The 25665-nt window shown below is 35.5% G+C and carries 14 protein-coding genes, 2 tRNA genes and 2 pseudogenes; 2 read left to right on the top strand and 16 right to left on the bottom strand.

Annotated elements, in window-relative coordinates:
- Positions 1-514: 514 nt before the first annotated feature.
- The 16 genes and pseudogenes from KTT71_RS01765 to greA form a co-directional block, all read right to left on the bottom strand.
- Positions 515-2365, bottom strand: coding sequence for a DEAD/DEAH family ATP-dependent RNA helicase (locus tag KTT71_RS01765; RefSeq protein ID WP_216782162.1), 1851 nt, complete (start codon positions 2363-2365; stop codon positions 515-517).
- Positions 2366-3386: 1021 nt separating this feature from the next.
- A complete protein-coding gene (gene pnp, locus KTT71_RS01760) occupies positions 3387-5501 on the bottom strand; it encodes a polyribonucleotide nucleotidyltransferase (protein ID WP_216782161.1) in 2115 nt (704 codons plus the stop codon).
- A 304-nt stretch (positions 5502-5805) separates the two neighbouring features.
- A complete protein-coding gene (gene rpsO, locus KTT71_RS01755) occupies positions 5806-6075 on the bottom strand; it encodes a 30S ribosomal protein S15 (protein WP_216782160.1) in 270 nt (89 codons plus the stop codon).
- 318 nt (positions 6076-6393) lie between these two features.
- On the bottom strand, positions 6394-7371 hold the full coding sequence (gene truB / locus KTT71_RS01750) for a tRNA pseudouridine(55) synthase TruB (protein ID WP_216782159.1): 978 nt from the start codon (positions 7369-7371) through the stop codon (positions 6394-6396).
- A 51-nt stretch (positions 7372-7422) separates the two neighbouring features.
- Positions 7423-7785 carry a 30S ribosome-binding factor RbfA gene (gene rbfA / locus KTT71_RS01745; RefSeq protein ID WP_216782158.1) on the bottom strand — a complete coding sequence of 121 codons (363 nt, stop codon included), beginning with the start codon at positions 7783-7785 and terminating at the stop codon, positions 7423-7425.
- 733 nt (positions 7786-8518) lie between these two features.
- Positions 8519-10702: pseudogene (infB, locus tag KTT71_RS01740) on the bottom strand (translation initiation factor IF-2); the annotation flags it as partial.
- A 242-nt stretch (positions 10703-10944) separates the two neighbouring features.
- A pseudogene (locus tag KTT71_RS03480) lies at positions 10945-11212 on the bottom strand (IF-2-associated domain-containing protein); the annotation flags it as partial.
- Positions 11213-11236: 24 nt separating this feature from the next.
- The gene (gene nusA, locus KTT71_RS01735) at positions 11237-12724 is read right to left on the bottom strand and encodes a transcription termination factor NusA (RefSeq protein ID WP_216782156.1); all 1488 of its coding nucleotides are present in this window, start codon (positions 12722-12724) and stop codon (positions 11237-11239) included.
- A 13-nt stretch (positions 12725-12737) separates the two neighbouring features.
- A complete protein-coding gene (gene rimP / locus KTT71_RS01730; RefSeq protein WP_216782155.1) occupies positions 12738-13199 on the bottom strand; it encodes a ribosome maturation factor RimP in 462 nt (153 codons plus the stop codon).
- Positions 13200-13414: 215 nt separating this feature from the next.
- Positions 13415-13491, bottom strand: a tRNA-Met gene (locus KTT71_RS01725).
- Positions 13492-13542: 51 nt separating this feature from the next.
- A tRNA-Leu gene (locus KTT71_RS01720) sits at positions 13543-13629 on the bottom strand.
- An 81-nt stretch (positions 13630-13710) separates the two neighbouring features.
- Complete coding sequence (gene secG / locus KTT71_RS01715) at positions 13711-14073, bottom strand: preprotein translocase subunit SecG (RefSeq protein WP_216782154.1); 363 nt, start codon at positions 14071-14073, stop codon at positions 13711-13713.
- Between the two features lie 182 nt (positions 14074-14255).
- Positions 14256-15596 carry a phosphoglucosamine mutase gene (glmM, locus tag KTT71_RS01710; RefSeq protein ID WP_216782153.1) on the bottom strand — a complete coding sequence of 447 codons (1341 nt, stop codon included), beginning with the start codon at positions 15594-15596 and terminating at the stop codon, positions 14256-14258.
- 1278 nt (positions 15597-16874) lie between these two features.
- Positions 16875-18815 carry an ATP-dependent zinc metalloprotease FtsH gene (gene ftsH / locus KTT71_RS01705; protein ID WP_216782745.1) on the bottom strand — a complete coding sequence of 647 codons (1941 nt, stop codon included), beginning with the start codon at positions 18813-18815 and terminating at the stop codon, positions 16875-16877.
- Between the two features lie 56 nt (positions 18816-18871).
- Positions 18872-19498 (bottom strand): 23S rRNA (uridine(2552)-2'-O)-methyltransferase RlmE, encoded by a 627-nt coding sequence (gene rlmE / locus KTT71_RS01700; protein ID WP_216782152.1) that lies wholly within the window; start codon positions 19496-19498, stop codon positions 18872-18874.
- A 443-nt stretch (positions 19499-19941) separates the two neighbouring features.
- Positions 19942-20418: a transcription elongation factor GreA gene (greA, locus tag KTT71_RS01695; protein WP_216782151.1), complete on the bottom strand. Its 477-nt coding sequence runs from the start codon at positions 20416-20418 to the stop codon at positions 19942-19944.
- A gap of 2678 nt (positions 20419-23096) precedes the next feature.
- Between greA and thrS the strand changes: the two genes are divergently transcribed.
- Together thrS and infC are read left to right on the top strand one after the other, a co-directional pair.
- Positions 23097-25034 (top strand): threonine--tRNA ligase, encoded by a 1938-nt coding sequence (gene thrS / locus KTT71_RS01690; RefSeq protein WP_216782150.1) that lies wholly within the window; start codon positions 23097-23099, stop codon positions 25032-25034.
- Positions 25030-25572, top strand: a complete 543-nt coding sequence (infC, locus tag KTT71_RS01685) for a translation initiation factor IF-3 (protein ID WP_216782744.1) — start codon at positions 25030-25032, stop codon at positions 25570-25572. Before thrS ends, infC begins: the two co-directional genes overlap by 5 nt.
- Positions 25573-25665: the final 93 nt, after the last annotated feature.

Genomic DNA, 25665 nt, shown 5'->3' with positions numbered 1-25665 from the left:
GATAAGTTGCGAGCAATCCTTATAAATTAAGAGCGATGCAAATTCATCACTCTAATAAAGCAATTCAAGTTTATTTGAATTTATTAATTATTCTCGGCAACTCTTTGGTATATGCTATTGCATATTTTATTGCGTATATTTTAGTAAATTGACACGAAACACTGTCTGGGAAGACATTTGGTGTTGTTTTTAAGTTTTTTGATTTTAATTTTAGCTAAACGTACACTATTTAAGATAAAATATGCATAAACTTACCTGATTTACTTCAATAGTATTTCTCAAAGTTTGGTCAATAAGTTTATTTAAGTTATGTATCTTATAGTAGAGAATTATTCTTTTTCAGAACATTAAGAAAATTATATTTCTTAATGTTCTGAAGCATCTTATTAATGCTATTATTCAATAATATATATTTAATATATCTTTTATAATTAGAATTATCATAATTTATATGTAATCACAAAAAGACTATTTGTTAGTGGATCTTATCTCTGAGTTAGAGACTTGTCTGCTGTTAATTAGTATGCCCACGAGTCGGCGGTGCATCATCATGGTTTTTAGCTGAAATGCGATCCTTTTTATTATTAGAATATCGATTATAACGGTGATGTTTATCATCACGATTTCTAAAATTACGACGCTCACCGCTGATAAAGTTGCTGGTATTATTATTACTTACTGTATTTTCACGATATGTCCGTGGTGGTGCATCACCCATCAACCTCATGTTTAGAGGCTTATTGAGAATGCGAGTGCAGTTAAAATGGGATAATAAATCATTTGGCATATTCTTAGGCAATTCGATAGTTGAGTGACAAGCAAATAGTTTTATATGACCAATATGACGACTACTAATATCACCCTCGTTAGCAATAGCACCAACAATATGACGTACTTCAACGCCATCATCACGGCCAACTTCTATACGATAAAGAGCCATATCCTCACGATGTTCACGGCGTTTCGTGTTTCTACGTTTATCATGATTGCCATTGCGAATATCACGATCGTTGAATTCACGACGCTGACTACGTTCTATGATTAGATCTGGTGGCGGTATAAGGGGGCGTTCGCCTCGTGCCATCTTAAGTAGAGCTGCTGCTAAAGTTTCCAAATCTAACTTATCTGCCGGTTGCAGTTTAGTTAGCAGATCACGGTATTTATCAAGATCACTACTTTCTATTTGTTTTTGTACTTTAGCGGCAAACTTAGCCAAACGACGTTGACCCAAAAGTGCTGCGTTAGGAATTTCTACTTCTGGAATATTGAGCTTCATTATGCGTTCAATATTCCGCAGCAGTCGACGTTCGCCGTTCTCAACAAATAGCAATGCACGTCCTGCACGTCCTGCACGTCCTGTGCGGCCTATACGATGAACATAAGACTCTGAGTCCATCGGAATATCATAGTTGACAACAAGACTAATGCGGTCTACATCTAGACCGCGCGCAGCAACATCAGTAGCAATTAGAATATCTAAACGACCGTCTTTTAATCGTCCTAAAGTCTGCTCACGCAGGGCTTGGTTCATGTCACCATTTAGAGCAGCACTGGTATAACCACTACGTTCCAAGGCTTCCGAAACTTCTAGAGTAGCGTTTTTAGTGCGTACGAATATGATTGCAGCATCAAAATCTTCAGCTTCAAGAAAGCGAACTAATGCTTCGTTTTTACGGATACCAAAAACACTCCAGTAGCTTTGACTAATATCAGGCCGATTGTTGATGCTAGACTGAATTCGTACTTCCTTAGGATCTTTCATAAAGCGTCGCGTGATACGACGAATTGCTTCAGGCATAGTTGCAGAAAATAAAGCTGTCTGATGTTCTGCTGGAATCTGTGCCATTATAGCTTCAACATCTTCGATGAATCCCATGCGTAGCATTTCATCAGCTTCATCTAAAACCAAACCACTTAGATGAGAAAGATTTAGTGTGCCACGCTTTAAGTGGTCAAGCATTCTGCCTGGGGTCCCAACAACAATCTGTGGCCCTTGACGCAGGGCACGCAGCTGTAAGTCATATCGCTGTCCACCGTAAATAGCAACAACATTTATAGCTTTTATATGTCTAGCAAAGTTAGCCATTGCCTGGGAAACTTGAATTGCTAGCTCACGAGTTGGAGCTAAAACTAGTATCTGTGGTGCTTTTAGTCCTGGTTTAATATTATTCAATAGTGGCAACGAAAAGGCAGCAGTTTTACCCGAACCTGTTTGAGCCATACCTAGAACATCTCTACCTTTTAAAAGGTGAGGAATGCATTCTTCTTGTATGGGTGATGGTTTTTCGTAGCCAAGGTCGTTTAGTGCTTGGATGATTGGTTGAGCTAACCCTAGGAAAGCAAAAGAATTCTCTAACTTAGTCATGTACACGTGCCTCATTAATGGCGGCCAGTATACATAACTCTTCTAGAAAATAGCAGTTTATTTTCATTGAAAAATATGAACCGGCTCAAATTATATCTAATAATGAACAGTAACTCTCACCTTAAAAAGGTTAAAGAGCAATTTAAAATAAATGTATGATGTTCTTTAGTTATTCATGTTCTAGTTTTGATAGGCTGTCTTTGTTATACGCTGGCTCTGTAAGAGCTAACCCTAACGTTGCATAGTTTGATTTATGCTTAACTAATCAATACATACGTTGCTAATAATATTTAATGTAAATAGCCCTAAGTAATCACCTTACTCAGGTAACATTGCTTCTGCACAGAAGTCAATATCACTGAAAAATATTATTTTTATTAAAAAAACCAAGTATACTCAGGCAATATTTCATTATTGTTTATCTCTGTTCTCATCTTTTGTTACTACCGCAGATAGGTAGTTGCTGTTCTGCTAATGAATTTATTTTCTTTTTATCAAGGATTACTGATTTAAGAAATTTCTCGATCATCCTGACGAGGTTTTCTGGGATTATCTCGTATGATTTATGATTCATTACCATAAGGGAGACAAAGATATCATGTCTCGACATGAACTTTATAATTTTAAAATCTATTCTAGTATAGAAATACTCTATTTATAGTAGAGATCAGAATAGTTTTTTCTAAAATACTATATAATATATTTTAATTTCATTCTATCATATAGTATTGTTTGCTCAAAAAATTTTTTGCTGTCATATTTATTGATTAATATAACTATGAGGCGTAGTTAGTCTATCTTTATATACTGCTAGGTATAAAACTTTACGAGAATTGTAATGAATAATAAGTTTTTGGTGTTACTAAAAGCCATTCAATGGTTTAGGAATAATAGCTATTATAAACAATGCTAGACTGCTATGGATAGATTGTATTGCGCAATTATTGAGGACAATATTATTTTTATTTAAGGAACTCCTCCCTAATAATGCAGGGAAGAGTAGAAAGTAGTGCAGATGATTTTATTTATTAGTAAGAACACTACTTTGTTCTAGTGCTTTAGCTTCTTTTATGCTAAGGCGCACACGCCCTTGACGATCAACTTCTAGTACTTTAACCGAAACTTGTTGACCCATAAGAAGATGGTCGCTTACTTTTTCAACGCGCTTTTCAGTAATCTGAGAAATATGAACAAGACCTTCTTTACTATTCGTAATGGCAACAAAAGCACCAAAATCAACTATGCGGGTTACTTTACCCTGATAAATGCGCCCAACTTCAATATCAGCAGTAATTTCTTTGATGCGTAAGATAGCTTGTTTCGCTTTTTCTTTATCAGTTGAAACTATTTTAATAGTACCATCATCCTCAATTTCAATTGTGGTACTAGTTTCTTCAGTGAGAGCGCGGATTACTGAGCCACCCTTACCAATAATATCTTTTATTTTTTCAGGATTAATCTTGATCGTATGAATTCGTGGAGCAAATTTAGAAATATTATCACGAGGAGCATTGATCGCTTGTTCCATAACAGCCAAAATATGAAGGCGAGCACTTCTAGCTTGATTTAGAGCTATATGCATAATTTTGTAGGTAATGCCTTCTATTTTCATATCCATCTGTAAAGCAGTAATTCCTTGACAGCTACCTGCAACTTTGAAGTCCATATCACCTAGATTATCTTCATCACCTAAAATATCAGATAGCACGACAAATTTATCTTTTTCTTTAACGAGGCCCATAGCTATGCCAGCAACAGCAGATGTTATAGGTACACCTGCATCCATCAGTGCAAGAGAGGCACCGCAAACAGAAGCCATAGAAGAAGAGCCATTAGATTCAGTTATTTCAGATACTACGCGTATAGTATACGGAAACTCTGCTTGATTCGGCATTACTGCTAATAGGCTACGTTTTGCTAATCGGCCATGACCTATTTCCCGGCGCTTAGGGGAGCCCATCATCCCAATTTCTCCCACAGAATAAGGAGGGAAATTATAGTGTAGTAAGAAGCGGTCAGTTTGATCACCGATTAAACTGTCAATATTCTGTGCATCTCGCTCCGTACCTAAAGTGGCAGTAACTAGAGCCTGAGTTTCTCCACGTGTAAACAGTGCAGATCCATGAGTACGTGGCAAAATACCAGTACGTATATCTAAACCACGTATCATATCTTTTTCACGACCATCTATACGCAGCTCACCACGTATCACGCGGCCGCGAACAATATTTTTTTCTAGTAACGCAATAACTGTTGTTATTTCCGTTATGTTCAGAGAACTGTCTTCAGCCTGTAATGTAGTAATAACGTCTGTTTTAATTTGGGTAAGCTCAGCATAACGCTCCTGTTTTTCAATGATCTGATATGCATGCTCAAGACGATCTTTAGCGAGCTTGGCAACGCGGGAGTGCAGCTCTTTCTTGATTGCAGGTGGATCCCATCTCCAACGAGGTTTACCAGCTTCATTAGTCAGTGCTCTGATATTTTTAATAAGAACCTGCTGATTTTCATGTCCAAATAAAACTGCATTAAGCATTTGATCTTCGCTTAATACTTGAGCTTCAGATTCAACCATTAGCACAGCGTCCTGAGTACCTGCAACAACTAGATCTAACTTACTTTTTTGTAGTTCATCAGTAGTTGGGTTCAGCACATACTGATCACTGATGTAACCAACACGAGCTGCACCAAAAGGCCCATTAAATGGAACACCAGATAAGCTTAGTGCAGCAGAAGCACCAATCATAGCAACAATATCAGGATTAACCTGTGGGTTTACAGAAACAACAGTAGCAACAACTTGAATTTCATTTAAGAACCCCGTTGGAAATAGAGGACGAATTGGACGATCAATAAGACGTGCAATTAGAATTTCACCTTCAGTAGGGCGACCTTCTCGACGGAAAAAACCGCCAGGGAAACGACCAGCAGCATAAGTACGCTCCTGATAGTTAACGATTAGAGGGAAGAAGCTCTGATCTTCTTTCGCTTTTCTAGCACAAACTACGGTAACGAATACGGCAGTATCTTCCATGCTAACCATGACTCCAGCAAGAGCTTGGCGAGCCATTACGCCTGTTTCTAATGTGACGGTATTATTGCCGTATTGAAATTTGCGAACTATAAGATTCAGCAAGTGATTTTCCTTATTATAAGTGCATGAACGCGATATAGAACGTCACTTCTATTATTTGTCTTTAACACTGATGTGCATTGACTTAGGTTATTTCTGTAAATAGAATTTACATACTAAATTTAAATACTATGGTAGAGCTGTTTGTAATAAAATTACAATTGACTACATTTTAAATATCTTATTTCACCAAAATAATTTTAGTAATCAAAAGTTATTAACTGATATGATATAAAAAAATATTTGCGTTTATCCTCTATATGCAAGCATCTATCTAGGATTTTTCTATTTTTAAATATTTTATAAGTTAGCGACGTAGTTTTAAACGTTCTAGCAGACTAGTATAACTCTTTAGATCTTTACGTTTAAGGTAATCAAGTAGTTTACGGCGCCGGGAGACCATAAGCAGTAAACCACGACGGCCGTGATGATCTTTTGTATGTTCAGTAAAGTGTACTTGCAGATGGTTGATTTGTGCAGTTAATAATGCAATCTGCACAGCAGTTGAACCGCTGTCATGAGCGTTACGACCAAAGTCATTAACAATTTGATCCTTGACTCTAATATTTAGAGACATTATTTTACTCCAAATTCAAAAAATTATTAGCAAGATAGAGCCAATCTCTAATTAAGCTGATGAATATATTAAAGTGCAGAGCTTATACTCTAAGAGCTTATACTCTAAGAGTAAAAAATGCAAGAAAGAACCTAAAAATGATATTACATTTGGCAACTTAATATCAGCTAATAAACAACCTAAATTAGCTAGCCAATACTTTAAATAAAGTTTGAAAATGTTTCAGACATTAAAAAATATCAGCAAGAATACTAATCAATTATAAAGGATAAATTTATAAATATTAATTGTATTAAATAATCTCATATTAAACACTAGTCATCCGCGATGAGCACGTGATTCTCTTTCGCACATCTTATATTTACTATTCAATAAGCGACGTGGTACTAAACATCCTTTATGATCAACGTTACCAACACCAATAAATATACGTTCTTTACCTGCATATATGCGTACCATTTCTTTACTAGTTAAACCCTGTATTTCCACTTGCTGTCCTTGCATAAGGTGAGCAGCCGTAATATCGCCTATATTTATTTCTGATAAATGTGAGACCGCTGTCTCTACTGGCAATAAGAGTGAGTCTAGTATTGTGTTCTTTTCAGTATAATTTTTTTGTGCAGTGGCAACTATTTTTTCTAATTTCTCGAGAGTTACCATGTGCTCTGGATAATAGCTAGACACTTGTAATCTGCGTAAATAGATAACATGTGCACCACAACCTAAAGATATGCCTAAGTCATCAATAATAGTTCTTATATAAGTACCTTTAGAGCATTGAATTTCTAGCTCTAATGTATCTTTTGTACAGCGGATACAGTCTAACGTATAAATGGTAATATCACGAGGTTTAAGAGGCACCACGATGCCTTGACGCGCATATTGGTATAATGGCTTACCTTGATATTTAATAGCAGAATACATTGATGGCACTTGCTTAATATGACCACGCAAATTTTTAAGAGCATTGTTAAGTTGTATGTGTGAAAAATTAATAGGTCTTTCTTCAATTATTTCGCCATTAGCATCAGAGGTATTAGTGCGCTGACCTAAACGAGCAACAACACGATATGTCTTGTTCGCTCCCAACAAAAATTGGGAAAACTTAGTGGATTCTCCCAAACAAATAGGAAGCATGCCTACTGCTAGAGGATCTAACGTACCGGTATGCCCTGCTTTATTAGCGCTATAGATGCGCTTTATTTTCTGTAACATTTCATTTGAAGAGAAATGTGCTTGCTTATCTAATAAAAGAATGCCATTAACATCTCTGCCGTATTTTATAGGTCGTGGCATAATTATAATTCCTTATAATATTCCTGAAATATTATTCGATGCGATATTCTGCTATTCATTATTTTGGAGAATACTCGCAATCAGATTAGACATCCGTATGCCTTCAACTAGAGAATTATCATATCTGAAAATAAGATTAGGAATAATACGTAGACGCATTGCTTTGCCAATTAGAAAGCGTATAAAGCCAGTAGCTTCATGTAGAGCTTGTAGGCCAATTTTTATCACGTTAGGATCACTATCATCTAAAAAAGTAATAAATACTTTAGCATAGGATAGATCACGAGAAACTTCAACACCAGAAACTGTTGCCATATAAATACGTGGGTCTTTAATTTCACGCTGCAAAATTATTGCAATTTCTTTTCTCATCTCTTGAGATGTACGTTGAATCCGGTTAAATGTTTTTCCCATCCAGAAGTCCTTTAAGATAATTCTAGGTCATTAAGGAGAGCATCAAATCTTATAAAAGATACAATTTATTTTTATGCCTAGTTTATTCCACTAAATTATCTAACTAATAATGTTATTATTATACTTTATAATACGCATTATAAAGTATAATTGCCGTTAAATAGTTGATACTATCAGAAGATGATATGTTCAAACATTAGATGACTAAATAATATTATTCTCTGACTATCTAGTACAGAATAAGCGTATACTAATATGTTTGTTATAAATGATAGTATAAATATTGAGATTGTTTCTTTACTTATAACAGACTTTTAATGCATGAATTACCTTTTATTCTAAACATTTACTAGTTAATTATAGCGATAGTTTATTTAGACCAAACACATTACTATCATGTGTTATCTTTTATACACTCGGAGAGCATTCCATTTGTCTCTCTGAGTGTATATTAAATTTATTATGCACTTTCTCTATCATACGATATCAGATCTAATATGTTCATTAGATTTCAGTATTGCTATTTATAAACCTCTTATAAAATTTTATGATTAAAATCTTGTTATTGTTAGAAATTGCTATTTTATGAAAATAATGAGAAGAAGACTTTATTTATTATAAATTAATATCAAATAGTCGTATGCTATTCTATTAAAATAAAGTATAAAAATATTTTTTAATAATATCATTACAATGATGATGAGAAATTATTCTCATGTGATTGTATAACTTATTAATTGATTGTGCGTTTTACTTCAATTATTTGAAATACTTCTATAATATCTCCAGTACGAATGTCAGTGTAATTCTTGACACCGATACCACATTCCATACCATTAATTATTTCGTTAACATCTTCTTTGAATCGGCGTAGAGATTCCAGCTCACCTTCATAAATAACCACATTTTCACGTAATACACGTATTGGATGATGACGTTTAACAATACCCTCAGTTACTATGCATCCTGCAATAGCACCAAATTTAGGAGATTTAAACAAGTTGCGCACTTGGGCCAACCCTATTATTTCTTGACGATATTCAGGAGTCAACATACCACTCATTGCTTGCTTGACTTCTTCAATCAGTTTATAAATTACTGAGTAGTAACGTAAATCTAATTTTTCAGATTCAATTACTCTACGAGCAGATGCATCTGCTCGTACGTTAAAACCTAAGATAATAGCATGAGATGCAGCTGCTAAAGTCGCGTCAGTCTCAGTAATGCCACCTACGCCAGAACCAAGAATTTTGATCCTTACTTCATTATTGGATAGACCTAATAATGCGTCAGAAATAGCTTCGCAAGAACCTTGTACATCAGATTTGAGTACGATATTTAGCTCAGAAAATTCACCTGCATTCATATTCGTAAATATATTTTCCAACTTATATCTTTTCTGACGTGATATCTTAATTTCACGAAATTTATCCTGACGATAAATAGCTACTTCGCGGGCTTTTTTCTCATCACGCACTACAGTTACTTTATCCCCAGCGTGAGGGACACTAGATAAACCTAGTATTTCTACAGGGATAGAAGGACCTGCAGATTCTACTTCACGCCCCATTTCATCTCGCATTGCGCGCATGCGCCCATATTGGAATCCACAGAGAACGATATCGCCTTTATTCAAAGTTCCTTCTTGCACCAGGATAGTTGCAACTGGACCTCGACCTTTATCTAAGAAAGATTCAATAACTACGCCGCTAGCCATACCTTTATAAACTGCTCGCAACTCTAAAACTTCTGCCTGCAATAATACTGCATCCAACAGATTATCGATGCCAGTACCTTCTTTTGCCGAAACTGGAACAAACTGAGACTCGCCACCCCATTCTTCTGGCATAATACCGTACTTAGAAATTTCATTTTTAATTCGGTCCATGTCTGCTGTAAGTTTATCTATTTTATTTACAGCAACAATAATAGGTACGTTTGCTGCCTTAGCATGCTGGATTGCCTCGATAGTTTGTGGCATAACACCATCATCAGCAGCAACCACTAGAACAACAATATCTGTTGACTGAGCACCACGAGCACGCATTGCAGTAAATGCAGAGTGTCCTGGTGTATCCAAAAATGTTATAATTCCGTTATGAGTTTGTACGTGGTACGCTCCTATATGCTGGGTAATGCCACCAGCTTCAATCAATGCCACTTTGGTTGAGCGTATGTAGTCCAAAAGAGATGTTTTGCCATGGTCTACATGACCCATAATAGTAACAACAGGGGGCCGGGGCTCTAAAATGGCACCAGTATCACGATCACTCATTACTTCTTCTTCTAAATCATTATCACGACGTAGTATAACCTTGTGGCCCATTTCTTCAGCAACGATATGAGCAGTTTCCTGAGCTATTACCTGATTTATGGTAGCCATAGCTCCCATATTCATCATAACTTTAATCACTTCAGAGCCTTTAACGGCCATTTTATTTGCTAGCTGAGCTACAGTAATACTTTCTCCGATGATCACATCACGGAATGCTGTTTGAGCAGGCTTGTTAAATCCGTGTTGTATAATGCTTGTCTTACGTTTGCCTTTATTGCTGCTGCGAGTTTGAGCACGTTCTTCTTCACGATCGGCTTTAGATTCAGAAAGTTTATTAGCTTTTTTCTTTTTATTTATTTTAGTTGCAGTACGTGTTCTAACACGACCAGATTCAACCTGTCGATCATTCTCGTCTTCTGCTTCACGGGCATGATGAGATGTGGTTACATGATAGTCAGAGATATCTTCTATCGTTTCTATTTCAATAGTTTTATCTGCATTAGCTTCGGCCATTATGCGCGCTTCCTCAAATACACGCTTAGCTTCTTTTTCCAGTTTACGCAGAGCCTCTTCTTCAGCTTTACGCTTCAGTGCAGCAGCCTCCGCTCCGCGGCGCGCTTTTTCAGCATGTGAAGTTTTGGTCTTTTCTGCGGTATTTTTCTTAGTTATTTTTGCATGTGCTTCTGCTTCACTCTTAGTTCTATAAGCCACCTTAATTTTTGCTCTTTCTACTATCTTATCGTTATCCTGTGTCTCGAAAATAGGTTTTGCTTGTTTAGCTGTGTGATAACGAGATTTTCCTGGTACTTCGGAGTCCTCATTTATAGCATTCTGCATCTTTGTTACAGGCTGCTCAGCTACTTCATGTCCTTTTATATAAATCTTTCTTTGGCGAACTTCTATTTGAACAGCTTTGCTTTTACCTCCAGAACTCGGAACATTTAATGTAGTTCGTGTTTTACGCTGCAGTGTTAACTTGCCTGATTTTCTACCATGCTCACTGTTTAAATGAGCTAGCAATGTTTCTTTTTCTTGTGGACTAACAGAATCATTTGCTGACTTTTTAAATCCTGCATCAGCGAATTGCTGTACTAAGCGATCCACAGAAGTCTGTATCTCTGCTGCCAGTAATTTTAAGGTTACTTCTGTCATGCTGTTTCTTCCCGCTAGACTTTATTATTCATTATTGCTAAACCAGCATATATTGCGCGCGGCCATAATTAACTCTCCAGCCTTTTGACGATTCAAGCCGTCAATATCCGCAAGATCTTCAATACCTTGTTCTGCAAGGTCTTCCAGTGCACAAACCCCACGATGAGCCATTTTTAAGGCTATACTAAGTTCCATACCTTCTAAAGCTAATAAAGCTTCATCTGGCTTCTGAGCGCTTAAGTGTTCTTCTTGGGCTAGCGCTAGAGTAGTTAACGAATTTTGTGCACGAACGCGCAAAGATTCTATCTTATATTCATCCAGACCATTAATTGATAACAGTTCCTCTTTAGGTATGTATGCGAGTTCTTCCAAAGTAGACAAGCCTTCTTCAACTAGCAATGTTGCGAAATTTGTATCAATATCAAGATATTTTGTAAATTTTGCGATAGCTTCATGTGCTTCAGCCTGATGTTTAGCCTGAAGATCATCAATAGTCATTACGTTTAGCTCCCAACCACTCAACTGAGATGCTAGACGAACGTTTTGACCATTACGACCAATTGCCTGGGCTAAATTATTTGCTTCAACCGCAACATCCATTGTATGTTTGTCTTCATCTAGAACAATGGAGGCAACTTCGGCGGGAGCCATAGCATTAATAACGAACTGCGCTGGATTATCATCCCATAATATTATGTCGATACGTTCACCACCTAGCTCGCTAGATACTGCTTGAACACGAGCACCCCGCATACCTACACATGCTCCTACAGGATCTATACGCTTATCTTTAGTTTTAACCGCAATTTTTGCGCGTGAACCTGGATCGCGAGCTGCAGTTTTAATCTCAATAATTTCTTCACCTATTTCAGGAACTTCAATACGGAATAATTCTATCAGCATTTCTGGACGTGAACGGCTCACAAATAGCTGAGCACCCCGTGCTTCTGGACGTACGTCATACAAGACACCGCGAATCCGATCTCCGGGTCGAAAGTTTTCACGAGGCAGCATGTCTTCACGACCAATAACAGCTTCAGTATTATCTCCTAAATCTAATAAGATACTATCGCGATTTACTTTTTTGACAATACCCATCACGATCTCTCCTTGATGCTTACGAAATGCATCAACTACCATAGCCCGTTCTGCTTCCCGAACTTTCTGTACAATAACCTGTTTTGCAGTTTGAGTAGTTATACGGTCAAAGGTAACCGATTCAATTTGATCCTCAATATATTCACCTAATTTCATAGCTGGATCTTCAAATTGAGCAGCATCAAGAGTAATTTCTCGGGTTGGCTGGGTAACCTCATCAACAATCACCCAACGACGGAAGGTCTCGAAATCTCCAGATTTACGATCAATGCAAATACGAACGTCAATTTCTTGTTCATATTTTTTTTTGGTGGCAGTTGCTAGTGCGGTTTCTAGGGCTTCAAATATTTTTTTGCGAGGAAGCGATTTTTCGTTAGAAACAGCTTCAACAACAGCTAGAATTTCTTTATTCATTCTAGTGGCCTCATCAAAACTTTAACAGTGGTGTTACTAGGTTCGCTTTTTGGATATTTTTTAGTGCGAATATTTTATCTCTTTTGTCTACAGTTACTGTAATGATCTCATTTTCGACATCTTTGATAATACCTTGCCATATATGGCGATGTTTTGACGCCATACGAAGTACTATTAAAACCTCCCTACCTATAAAACGAAGGTAGTGCTCCGTTGTAAATATTGGGCGATTGATACCGGGTGATGAAACTTCGAGGTTATATGCAACTTTAATTGGATCTTCAATGTCAAGAATAGTATTAACTTGGCAGCTTACATTAGCACAATCATCAATATTGATACCTGATTCATGATCAATGTAGACACGTAATATTGAATTTCGACCGCTAATAAATTCAATGCCTAAAAATTCAAATCCTAATTCCTCAATCTTTCCTGAAATAATCTCTGTTAATTTCTGTTTTAATATGGACAATCATGCTCCCAAGATATAAGAAGGGCTTAAGAGCCCGGTGAAAGATTCTATTCTCATATAACAAAAAGCCCCGAAATCGGGGCTTAATGCGCCTGGACCTTGTATACTAATGCACGAATTCAGCGCTGTTTTTTGATTAATAATTTTTTAAAACATCTTCTAGATGTTTTCGATTTGACGTATATACAGTATTTTGAAAAAATACTTTAGAAATTTGGTTGCGGGGGCCGGATTTGAACCGACGACCTTCGGGTTATGAGCCCGACGAGCTACCAAGCTGCTCCACCCCGCTGATGAATTGTAGAGACTACTACTCTCATAACTTTTAAAGTTATTTATGGATTGGTACCGAGGACGGGACTTGAACCCGTACGCCTTATTAGGCACTACCACCTCAAGGTAGCGTGTCTACCAATTCCACTACCTCGGCATTTTAAAGTTAAAATCGCTATTATATATCGCGTTTACTTTGAAATAGATTTTAATCTTTATTTGTGTTTTATTTCTTAGGTTACTTATTTTCTTTAAGATCATCAGATGACTTTTTAATATTTTGACTAGGGATTACTGGCTTTAAGTGCTCACTATAGTGATAGTGTTTTACTGATCTAGTGAAATTTTCTTCTTTGCTTTTTGTGTTTTTTTGCTGCCCGCTAAGGTTACCCAAGAATAAACTTAGAAAGAAAAATATTATCGCTAAACTTACTATTATACGGGTCATGAAACTACTGGATCCACTAGAACTTAACAAAGCAGAATTTGTACTAGTGCCAAATGAAGCTCCTATCTGAGTCCCTTTACCTTGATGTAACATGACCATAGCAACTAGAATAACAGAAACTATTAGAAAAATTATTAAAAATAATTCATACATTACAGCACCTGTTTAATTGCGCGTTTATACTGATAAATTTTTAATTATCATAATAAGAAAATAAACATACTTAATTTGGCATTATAATACCACTTATCTCCAGGCAATGCAAGATTAATTTATAATTACGTGGTACAATAGTACATATTTTCGAATATAATATGAAATTATTTTTAGATTCTTTACTGATTCGTGAGTTTTATTACATCAGCTATGCGATAAGCCATTTCTTTTACTTGATCTACATTTTCTCCTTCGACCATCACACGTATCAGTGGTTCAGTGCCAGATGCACGGAGCAATACGCGGCCGTGGCCACCCAGATCCGCTTCTACTTCTGCAGTAATTGCTTTAACTATTTCCTTCTGCAGTGGATCATAACTACCGTAAAAATCGACGTTTATAAGAACTTGTGGGAATAAATTCATGCTACTGCACAAGAAGTGTAATGGAATTTGATTTCGAACAATGGCAGCTAGAACTTGTAGACCAGCAACAATACCATCACCGGTTGTTGTTTTATCAAGAACGATTACGTGTCCAGAATTTTCAGCTCCTAAATTCCAACCTTTCTTTATCATCATTTCTAGCACGTGGCGATCACCTACTTTTGCGCGCTCGAAGGGGACTCCTAATTGCTTAAAAGCCAATTCCAATCCCATATTGCTCATTAGCGTACCTACTGCACCTCCCTTCAGATTACCCTGACGTAGGCTTTCGCGTGTTATTACATAAAGAATTTGATCACCATCAAACGTATTCCCTAAATGATCAACCATAATAACACGATCGCCATCTCCGTCAAAGGCTAATCCTATATCTGCTTTTGTCTCCAATACGCTAGATTGTAATTTGCGAACATCGGTAGAGCCACATTCTTTATTTATGTTCATCCCATCCGGCTCACAGCCTATGGTGATGACGGTTGCACCTAATTCACAAAACACTTTTGGCGCAACATGATAAGTAGCACCATTAGCACAGTCAACAACAATTTTTAGACCGCTCATGCTAAGATCTACAGGAAAAGTACTTTTACAGAATTCAATATAACGACCAGATGCATCAATGAGGCGCCTTGCTTTTCCTAGTTCAGAAGGTTTTACACATATCAGTGGTTTTTCCATTTCTGCTTCTATAGTCTCTTCCAATTCATCTGGCAGTTTAGTACCATTAATCGAAAAGAATTTTATTCCGTTATCATAGTATGGATTATGAGATGCAGAAATAACTATACCTGCTTCGGCTCGAAATGTTCTAGTCAAATACGCCACAGCAGGCGTTGGCATGGGTCCCGTAAGCAATGTAGATACACCAGCGGCAGCTATGCCTGCTTCTAATGCTGACTCCAGCATATACCCAGAAATACGTGTATCTTTACCAATAATTATTTTACGAGAACCATGTCGTGCTAAAACTTTGCCGGCAGCCCAGCCAAGCTTTAATACAAAATCAGGATTAATCGGACAGTAACCTACTGTCCCACGAATTCCGTCTGTACCAAAATATTTTCGCTTGCTCACAGTTCTTTCTTCCTTAATATTTTATTATGTCTTTCTAGGAAATTAGTATAGCGCAAAATATATCTTTTAGATCATTAACTATAATGAAACTACAATATCGCTATTGTGGCAATACCTATGCATAAAAGATCTCCTAGTGATCAATATTTTATTCTATTTTAGAAGCTAATGAATATTATAACTATAAACTTAGACGATAAGAAGCAAGGTAAAATGATATAATTAAGGTAATGTAATCATCATTGATGACATGCGATAATTTGCTGCTTTTGTGTTTATTTCTAAAGCACTTAAATAGATAAGAATCTCTACTTTATAAGAAGATGGATCTGGTCTTTCATTAGAAGAATGAAAGTAATTTTAGGAGGGGTTATGTATATAATTCATAACACCTCCTAGAGATATATGTAATCTACATCGTATTATTTAAATGGAATATTTGTAATTAAAGAGCATGTTTGGAGCTATTTATAAGCAAAATTTATTGTCGACATTTGGAGGATCAATTATTAAAAAATAGTATTTCAGATAAAATGACTTTTTAAGATCGCTCGTAGTTTTCTTAAGATCCTAATTCTTTGAATTATCTTGATACTATAGATAGTCTTTATCTACTAGGGATCTCGATAATAAGAAAGTAGTTTTTATTCAATAGAATAATATGTAAGTTTTATTTATTACCTTTAGATATCCCACTCCTCTAAAATATTTACTTTATATTCTATACGTACGTTCTGAAAATAAAGAATACATGATTATTTACTAATTTATAAGTAGTACTTAGTAACTATATTTTCGGTCTCATAAAAGCAAGAAAAACTCACAATGACTATGCGCCAGTCATAAAATACTGGGCTTTTTCAGAGAGCTTGGCATCAGTTTAAAGTATGACCCTCTATAAATTTATACAGTATTGAAATCTGTTCATTACCAGATTTTAAATCTTATGATCATTCTAGTATTCCTTATACGTTTGCTAAGAAAAATTCTAAAAATTTACTAATAACTGCATTATTTCGAAGCAAAACAGTACCAAAAATGCTTAATCTATATAAGATCTTAGATCAATCATATAAAGATCTATGTATCATAGTTAACCTTTGATTTTAAGATCTATATTATAGGAAATGTAATGAATAATCTTATGATTGCTGATCATGGACTAGCTTTTATAATTAGTATAGAAATCATCTTATTTTTCATCTTTCATTTATAAAATATTTTTGTGCATCTTATTATACTAATCCATCATTATTGAACAGATTTAGAATAAAAACGTTATTTTTCGCCGCTTTTGTCACACATATAGTTCTCCTCAGAAGAAGGTGTTGGCGTATTTTCTGCTGGGGTATTTTGCAATGCATCCTGAGAAGAAGCGCTATTGTCTGAGCAATGAGTTTCACCTTCTTCCCAGTCAGTAGGCGGACGCACTTGACGGCGTGCCATTAAGTCATCAACCTGTGGAGCATCAATAGTCTCATATTTCATAAGTGCATCTTTCATTGCATGCATAATATCCATGTTTGCTTCCAACAAATGACGAGTACGTAAGTAGTTTCGTTCTATTAATGCCTTGACTTCCTGGTCAATAATACGTGCCGTTTCATTAGACATATGTTTAGACTTAGAAACAGAACGTCCCAAGAATACTTCGCCTTCTTCTTCTGCATACAGTAATGGACCTAGTTTTTCTGAGAAGCCCCACTGGGTTACCATGTTACGAGCTATTGTAGTTGCCTGTTTAATATCCTGAGATGCTCCAGTAGAAACATTTTCAATGCCGTAAATTAGCTCTTCTGCTAAGCGACCACCGTAAGCAACAGAAATAATACTTTCAAGTTTCTGGCGGCTATAGCTAATAGCATCTCCCTGTGGCAAGAAAAATGTTACTCCTAATGCGCGACCTCTTGGAATGATAGTGACTTTATGTACTGGATCGTGCTCAGGAACAAGGCGACCTACAATTGCATGCCCTGCTTCATGATAAGCAGTAGATTCTTTTTGTGCTTCGGTCATTACCATTGAACGGCGCTCCGTACCCATCATAATCTTATCCTTAGCTTTTTCAAACTCTACCATAGATACAACTCGTTTATTGTTACGAGCTGCAAACAGGGCGGCTTCATTAACTAAGTTTGCTAAATCAGCTCCAGAGAATCCTGGTGTTCCTCTAGCGATAACAGAAGAATCAAGATCTGTTGCCAAAGGCACACGACGCATGTGAACTTTTAAAATCTGTTCTCGTCCACGCACGTCCGGTAGACCTACAACAACTTGACGGTCAAAACGTCCCGGGCGCAATAAAGCAGGATCCAGTACATCAGGACGATTAGTAGCGGCTATAACTATGATGCCTTCATTGCCTTCAAAACCATCCATCTCAACTAGCATTTGGTTAAGGGTCTGTTCACGTTCATCATGACCACCGCCTAAACCGGCACCACGCTGACGACCAACAGCGTCAATTTCATCAATAAATATGATACATGGGGCTGTTTTTTTAGCCTGTTCAAACATATCCCGAACACGGGATGCGCCTACACCAACAAACATTTCAACAAAATCAGAACCTGAAATAGTAAAGAATGGAACCTTAGCTTCGCCAGCAATTGCTTTAGCTAGTAAGGTTTTACCAGTACCTGGTGGACCAACCATCAAGATTCCTTTAGGAATTTTACCGCCTAGTTTCTGAAAACGGCTTGGGTCTCGCAAGTATTCAACTAATTCTGAAACCTCCTCTTTTGCTTCGTCACAACCAGCAACGTCTGCAAATGTAGTTTTAATCTGATCTTCAGCAAGCATACGGGCTTTGCTCTTGCCAAACGACATGGCTCCTTTACCGCCTCCTTGCATCTGGCGCATAAAAAAGATCCAAACTCCAATTAACAAAAACATCGGAAACCAAGAAATAAAAATAGAAGTTAGTAAGCTTGGCTCTTCTGGGGGTTCACCAAATACTTTTACATTCTTTGTTAACAGAGAATCCAACATTTTTGGATCGTTAATAGGAATATAAGTAGTATATTTGCCACTATCTTTCTTAGTAACATTAATTTCACGTCCACTAATACGTACTTCACGCACCTTGTCTTGATTTACTTCAGTTAGGAATGTGGAGTAATCAACCTTACGACTATTAGATGCGCTGGGCCCGAAGCTCTGGAACAAGGACATTAGCACTACTGCAATGACTAACCAAAGGATTAGGTTTTTCGCCATGTCATTCAAGGGATTAACCTCATATTACGACTGTGTTAACAATAAGCATCAGGATACTATATTTTTAGCCCTTTAGCTACGATGTATACTTCCCTAGAACGTGCTCGGGATGCATCAGGTTTACGAATTTTAACTTTTGCAAACAGTAAGCGAATTTGTGCAAGGTATTCGTCAAAGCCCTCTCCTTGAAATACTTTAACTAAAAAGCTACCGCCGGGAGCTAAGACATGTTTTGCTGTTTCTAGTGCTAACTCAACCAGATGCATGGAGCGCATGATATCTACAGATACTATACCACTCATATTGGGGGCCATATCTGACATCACAACCTGAATTTTATATGCACTTACAAGATCGATGAGATCTTTTAACACTAATTCATCACAAAGATCGCCCTGAAAGAAATCAACGCCAATAATAGGATCCATATAAATAATATCGCTGGCAATAACTCGTCCTATGTGTCCAATTCTTGTGACTACATATTGTGACCATCCTCCAGGTGCGGCACCTAAATCAAGAATATTCATACCCCGTTTAAATATTTTATCAGTATTTTGTATTTCATACAGTTTAAACCAAGAACGAGAACGAAGTCCTTTTTTGTGTGCTTGAATTACGTATGTGTCACTAAAGTGTTCATTCAACCAGCGATTAGAATTAGCAAACCGTTTTTTTTCCATCTGATCTTAACTCTCTAAAAATAATTTCATTCACTGAATCCTTCTTATTTACACATTAATGTAAGATTGAATGAAGACATATGAGATGGCGGCGTAATCCACTATTTCAATCTATAACTGATCAAATAAAGACGATACATAGAAATAGAAGTAAAAATATCTTCTATAATATTTTTATTATAATAAATGCATTGTGAAAATATAGATCTATTCGGATTACAGTAAATATCCTGTAACTTATTATGACAAAATAATTTCAAAAACTTATGCTACTTAAGTTTACATAGCGCTCTTATGTATCCTGGATAGTGCTGATTAACCAAGAATCTTGTATATATTTTCCTGGTGAAAAACTCTTAATATAATATATGTCATAAAGCAATTTATATGATTTAACAAATGTCATTATTTATTTTATAATAAGTTCAATAAATTTGTAGAAATCATATATATTTAACCTCCAGAATTTCAAATCTAACTTCCCCCCCTGGAGTTTTAATAACAACAATATCGCCCTTCTCTTTATCAATTAGACCACGCGCAATTGGAGAATATATAGAGATGCGGTTTTGTTTAAAATTAGCCTCATCATCTCCTACTATAGAATAGGTTTGTATATCCCTAGTGTTAGAATTTTTAATTCTGACAGTACAACCAAAAATAACTCGTCCATTATTCGTAAGTTTTGTAACGTCAATCACGTTCGCTTTAGACAGCTTGGCCTCAATTTCTTGGATACGACCTTCACAAAATCCTTGTTGTTCACGAGCAGACAAATATTCAGCATTTTCTTTCAGGTCTCCGTGCTCACGCGCATCTGCGATATCGGCAATAATTTGTGGACGACGAATACTCTTTAAGTAAACTAACTCTTCACGCAGTTTTTCAGCTCCGCGCAACGTCATAGGTATTTTATTCATAATAGTTGTCACCTTAAAAATATTGCTGCCTCAGTTACAGTAAGTGTTAATACATCTAGTTAATAGCAAAAAGCAATTAAACAACATTCATAGCAAAATGCGTCACTATTCTCACTCATTCCAAAAATTAGTGCTAATGAATTACAAACATATTGCTGTAAGAGCTGATTAAATTTTAAATATATAGTTGATAGATCTTCAAAAATTTAAAATAAAGACGTAATGTAAGATCTTTCTTCGCTTATATCGGCATAATAGTTATGTTGATACTACATCCCGTTCTCTCTGCATTTCATGCATAACATCTTATTTTGTAAAACTGATTAGTTGTCATTATAGATAATGACTAAATTGACTATTGTCAGCAGTTTAATTTTTAATATGTGAAAACTGAGTTTAAAATTTGTCTTTTAAAACTGAATTTCTCGTCTATTTTACATTCTATATTAGGTAATTCTTTAATAGAGATGATTCAGTTGATTACCAAGCAAAATCAGTCATGGATTCTTGTGATCAATCAACTAGGCAGACCTCTCGGATATCATGTATTTAGGTAAATCTCTCTTTTCTTATTTTCTAATTATTTTTAAAAAGAAAATTAGATTAAGTTTAGAATTTCTTTAGTCAAAGAGTGTCATATACAAAGATTTCTATATGTTAATTAATAATATTCTTCACTGACGCGATTCTCATATTTCTTTTTTAGTCTGCTTTTCGTTAATATTAATAAGTTTTAATAAAATATCAGGAGGTTTATTAGTAGAATTTATTTTTGTTCAAACTCTTTATTGTCTGCACGATCAGAAATATAATAATCATCTTTTATCTCGTTGTATCTAGTTTTTATAATTTTTATTAATTTAAAGTATATGCCTAAATTTTAAGTGCTTTCTCGTGAGTATTAAACTACAGAATGATTACATGAAGTACATAACATCTGTGATAGATCAAAGGTATGCTTTATCATTTTATGCGCTAAGAAAGATGGTTTTGCGGTATATGCACTATTGCGCATAGAGATATCTTGCATATCATTCTTGAAGCAAGATATCCTAAAAGAATATCAATATCTTACTGAATCTGCTTAATTGATTATTACTCTATTCTATTCTATTTTACTAAAAGATTTTCTGTATCAATATATTAATTATGATATAAATTACATTTATGAAAATAATCATTTTATTTATTAGCTTGTTTGTTCGATAGTTACTGACTTACAAGTGTATTGTAGTAAAATAAAGATATATTCGTTCAGAAAGAATCGTACTAATCTCTTTAATTATTACAGCATTATGCAATTACTATATTTAATAGCTTACTTTTTATGTATCTTAATTTTAATCATAGTCTTACTGTATCTTAAGTTTAATCATAACATTTGCGCCTCATCAGAAAAGTTTAAAACTATTAATTAGCTTATTCTGATGTAGGATTTATGAGGATATGCATGCTAGTTTATAAATTAATTTAGGATAATACAATGTCACACTTTATCATTAAATGATCTGCTTAATATGTTAATGTTTCAGTCATGCTCTCCACGATTATAGTAATTGCATCTTTTAAAATATATTTAATTTAGTTCTTTTTTTCTGTGTCATAAGACGAATACTTATGCAGTTTCTATAATAAGTAGCAATTATCATTTTCTGTAAGTACTGCCAGCTAACAAGTGCATTATTGTTTTATATGAATTGTTCATGGATGCAATTTTCAATACAATTACAAATTATTAGTTTAATAAGTAGCAGAGTTTTATATTACAATAATAACAGTCTAGTCCCTAGACTGTTGTATACGTAAGTTCTAATTTTTATAAATCTTATATTATTCTAATGAGATACGCAGCCTATCCTAAATATCGTCATTTTTAGGCAATTATTCTTAACATTTTTCGTTAAATATCATAAGATCAGGAATCTATCTATTTATTCTTAGCCAAGAATTTGTTATGATAATAAATAGTTAAGATTTATATATATAATAACTTTCAAGAATCTAAAAATCCAGGCTTATTCTATGTGAATTTATGACGGAGTAGCTTTTCGATATCTATCATTCCTTAATATTTACAACATTTTTCTGTTTAGACCTAGAGCTATTACTGTTCTTAATTTAGTTAGAGTCTCTGTATTTTAATAGAGACAATAATATTTTGATACTGAACCAATCCTAAGCTGCGTTTTATACTGTCTGTCTTGTGTTTTATAACATGACGCCAAGGAACATATTATGCTCTTAGATTTATTTTTAAGAGTAAGATCATAATGCATAAGGGTAACTTATTCATCACTTATCAATAGCGTTCTTAAACTATTATTACTCTTATTTTATACTTACTTATACTACAAGAAATAGTGCCTTATTTTATACTGTAACATCAAAGATGTACCATACATAAAGCAACAGTTCTATTGGGTCAACTAAATTTCTAATATATTATATTTGACTCCGAAATAAATCTAACCAAAGCTAAAACTAGCCTACTATTAATTTATGGGTATTAACAAATCCTTAATTTTATTCTTCTCTTAGAGAAGAGCTTTTATATTTGCATACTGTTCAGATTTCAAGAGTTAAAGTAGAATGTTATTCATGAAGATATAACTTAATATACAAATTATTTTATATATCTAGCTTGATGGTGCGGATGCTGCTATAGACAAGGAATACAAATGCCAGTTATTACTCTTCCTGACGGTAATCAACGCCAGTTCGACGAACATTTATCCGTAATGGATATTGCAATAGATATTAGTCCTAGATTGGCAAAGAACTGCGTTGCTGCTCTTGTAAATGGTAAGCTAATGGATTCTGGTGATCTTATTACCGTTGACGCTAATTTTTCCATCATTACTCCAAAAGATAAAGAAGGACTTGAAATTATTCGCCATTCCTGTGCACATCTTTTAGGACATGCAATCAAGCAATTATGGCCGAATACTAAAATGGCGATTGGTCCAATCATAGATAATGGCTTCTATTATGATGTTGAAATTAATAATAATTTAAGACAGGAAGATCTTGAATTACTTAATCATCGTATGCATGAGCTGGCAAATAAAAATTATGATGTTGTTAAGAAACAAGTGAGTTGGCAAGAAGCCCGCGATACTTTTCAAGCACGCAACGAACCGTACAAAGTAGCAATTCTAGATGATAATATCAGTCCTAATGATCAGGTAGCTCTATATTACCACGAAGAATATATCGATATGTGTCGTGGACCGCACGTGCCTAATATGCGTTTTTGTCATCATTTTAGACTGCAGAAATCATCTGGTACTTACTGGCGGGCAGATAGCAATAATAAAGTCTTGCAGCGCATCTATGGCACTGCTTGGGTAGATAAACGACAGCTAAATACCTACCTTAAAAGACTTGAAGAAGCTTCAAAACGAGATCACCGTAAGATCGGTAGACAGCTTGATCTTTATCACATAGAAGAAAAAGCGCGTGGTATGGTGTTTTGGCATAATGATGGCTGGACAATTTTTCGTGAACTGGAATCATTCATTAGAATTAAGCTAAGAGAATATGATTATCAAGAAGTGAAGGGTCCATTAATGATGGATCGTGTACTGTGGGAACGTACTGGGCACTGGGAAAACTATAAAAATGCAATGTTTACTACATCTTCAGAGACTAGAGAATACTGTGTTAAACCGATGAATTGTCCGTGCCACGTACTAATCTTTAATCAGGGTATGAAGTCTTATCGCGACTTACCATTGCGTATCGGTGAGTTTGGTAGTTGCCATCGAAATGAGCCATCAGGATCTCTGCATGGTCTGATGCGTGTATCATCTTTTACTCAAGATGATGGACATATTTTTTGCACGGAAGATCAAATCTGTGATGAAGTCAAAAACTGCATAAAGATGGTATATGATATATATAGCATTTTTGGTTTTAGAAAAATTCTGGTAAAATTATCTACTCGCCCAAAAAAACGCATTGGCAGTGATGAAATATGGGATCGCGCAGAAGCAGATTTGGCTAAGGTTCTAACAGAAAATGGCATTTCTTTTGAAGTTCAGTTTGGAGAAGGTGCTTTCTATGGACCCAAAATTGAGTTTACTTTGCATGACTGTTTGGATCGTGCATGGCAATGTGGTACTGTTCAGCTTGATTTCTCCTTGCCTGGTCGTTTAAATGCTTCCTATATTGATGAAAACAACGAACGTTTAACTCCAGTAATGATTCACCGTGCTATTCTTGGTTCAATGGAACGCTTTATCGGTATACTTACTGAAGAGTACAAAGGTTTCTATCCAACTTGGCTTGCACCATTACAGGTAAAGGTTATGAATATTAGTGATTCACAGACTTATTATGTTCATGAATTAACTAAAAAATTACAGGATTCTGGTATTCGTGCCACATCAGACTTGAGAAATGAGAAAATAGGATTTAAAATACGTGAGCATACCTTACGTAGGGTCCCATACATGTTGGTTTGTGGAGATAAGGAAGTCAGATCTGGCAAGGTATCCGTTCGTACCCGTCGTGGTAAAGATCTGGGCTCTATGGACGTTACTGATATAATAGAAAAGCTGCATAAAGAAATTAGCAGTCGTAGTCTTCACCAAATAGAGGAATCTAGTTATTAAAGGCGGAAAAAAAGTTCAACTGGCACGTTCTAATCGTATTAATACAGAAATTCGTGCCCAAGCAGTTCGATTAACGGGCATTCATGGCGAACAAATTGGTATCGTAAGTCTGCATGAAGCTTTAGCAAAAGCTGAGTTATTAGGTGTTGATTTAGTGGAAATTAGTCCAAATGCCGATCCACCAGTGTGTCGAATAATGGATTATGGTAAATTCCTCTATGAAAAGAGTAAGGCAACGAAAGAGCAGAAAAAAAAGCAAAAAATCATTCAGGTTAAAGAAATTAAATTTCGACCTAGAACCGATGATGGTGACTATCAGGTTAAACTCCGTAGTCTAGTCCGTTTTTTGCAAGATGGCGATAAAGCTAAAATTACTCTACGTTTTCGTGGGCGCGAAGTTGTGCACCAACAGATTGGCATAGAAGTACTTAACCGAGTTAAAAAAGATCTTAATGAGCTGGCAGTAGTTGAATCTTTCCCTACAAAAATTGAAGGCCGTCAAATGATCATGGTACTCTCACCTAGAAAAAAACAGTAAGACCCTCAGGTGGTAACCTGATTAGTGACAAATTCAAGTTTATGTAATAAGGTTATTTATCTTAATAATTAATATAATTAATATAATTAATAA

The sequence above is a fragment of the Candidatus Profftia tarda genome, from assembly GCF_904848675.1.
Classification (GTDB): Bacteria; Pseudomonadota; Gammaproteobacteria; order Enterobacterales; family Enterobacteriaceae; genus Profftia; species Profftia tarda.
The sequence above is the reverse complement of the archived record's forward strand: the minus strand, read 5'-3'. Positions and strand labels throughout refer to the sequence as shown.